The organism is Mesorhizobium sp. P5_C1 (assembly GCF_054049815.1).
The window spans coordinates 1-1,600 of record NZ_JBFULQ010000870.1; the positions used below are offsets into that span (position 1 = coordinate 1).

At 59.5% G+C, this 1,600-nt stretch carries 2 protein-coding genes; both read right to left on the minus strand.

The features are described 5' to 3' along the window. On the minus strand, positions 1 to 259 hold a 259-nt coding region (locus ACXJ7R_RS32115), incomplete at its 3' end, for an acyltransferase family protein (RefSeq protein ID WP_457155313.1). Positions 260 to 304: 45 nt separating this feature from the next. After that, the coding region (locus tag ACXJ7R_RS32120) for a hypothetical protein (RefSeq protein WP_457155314.1) at positions 305 to 1,600 on the minus strand (1,296 nt) is incomplete at its 5' end.

A 1,600-nucleotide genomic window follows, 5' to 3' on the forward strand; every position in this document is an offset into this window, starting at 1 on the left:
CCCAATAGACTGGGTAGATGCGAAACACGCGCTTCACGGCAAACTCTCGGCAAGAGCGCCACCGTCCGCCGATCTCCGCTTTCTTGCCCAGCCTGTCGGCGGCCAAAAAGACCACGAAGCCCGAAATCACAAAGAACAGATCTACGCCACCCGGCCCGACAGCGCTCGGTATTGGTTCCATCCAATGGCCGTAGAAATGAACCCACACCACCATTAGAGCCGCGACGGCCCGAAGACCCTGGATGTTTTTATAGAGCATCGCGGATGGATACCAGCGGAGAGCTGGCGCCGCAACATCCGTGGCCTAGGAGGCGTCGAGCTCGACAGAGCATTGATGGGTAGCAACCGCACCCGTCGTAGAGTTCACCACCCGCACCGACAAGCTGTCACCAGCCGACACCGCCACTATGTTGACCGTATCGGCGGACACAAGCACTGCCGCCGTAGTGGTGCAGGTCAGAAGAGTTCCCACCCCGTTGATGAATAGCGTGTAGGTGTATGTCTGCGACGCGCCCGGAACGAGGTTGGCAAGCGCTCGCAGGTTTTTCACGACCCCTGCGAACGGCACGGTAATCGCCGGGTTGAGAGCCGACGTTACGGAGGCATGCGCCCCAATGTACGATGTTGTATTTGCCGCCACAGTGCCGCCCGCCGAGGTGAGCGCCAAGACGCCCTTGACGACGCTGGTGCGCTTAGGCGTCGACAACCCGAAGCTCGCCCTTGCGCAAGCATGCGCGATCTTGGTGCGGGCGCTACGGGTCTCGTGGATGTTGTCAAAGACGTTGGTGTCAACTCGGTTCTGATCGCCGCTCCAGTTAAGATATCGGGCAATAGTCGGCCCGCAAATCTTGCCGGCGTCCACAAAGGCCACGGGCTTGCCGGCGTCTCGATAGGTAGCAACGACGCGGCGGATGGTCTCGCGATAAATAGGCACGTTGCTGCCGCTGCCAGAGTTCTGGCCGATACCGCCATAGGTCTGCGCCGCCGCCCTTGCGTAGAACTGCGGCGTCAGCAGGACGATTGCCCTCGCACCGGCTGCAAGAGCCCGGTCAAGGAGCAAAGCGAAATCCGACGCAAACGATGAAACAGCAGTTGAGATCTGCGCGTCGTTTGTTCCTAGCCCTATAAAAACATCCGTGTAACCCGATATAGGTTCCGCATTTATGCGCACGAGTTGTTGCGCCAATATCTCCCCAGCAACAGCCAGGTTCTTGGAAAATTCCCATTGGGTACCCATCGAGCCCTGCATGATCCGCGCGACATCACGCGGCCAGCCGATCATAATGTCATCCATCTTGCTATCGCCGATGAACAGCGCGCGGATCGGGCGCGGTGCAAGCCGTGTCGGGCTCCGCGTCTTGACGACGTTCTGAAAATTGGCGACTTCCGAACCGGATGCAGGACGAAGGGCACCGGGTCCGATGAGCAAGGCTGGCGACGCCAACTCACCATCGGCGATGATGACGCCGTTTAGACCAATCTGGTAGCGAGTGGGCGTGATCATATCGACCGTGATCGACGCCTTTGTAAGCTGGTAAGCAGGTTCAACGTCGGTCGGTCCGCCGTCACCGAAGTGCTGGACCGTGGCTTCGGTGAACGT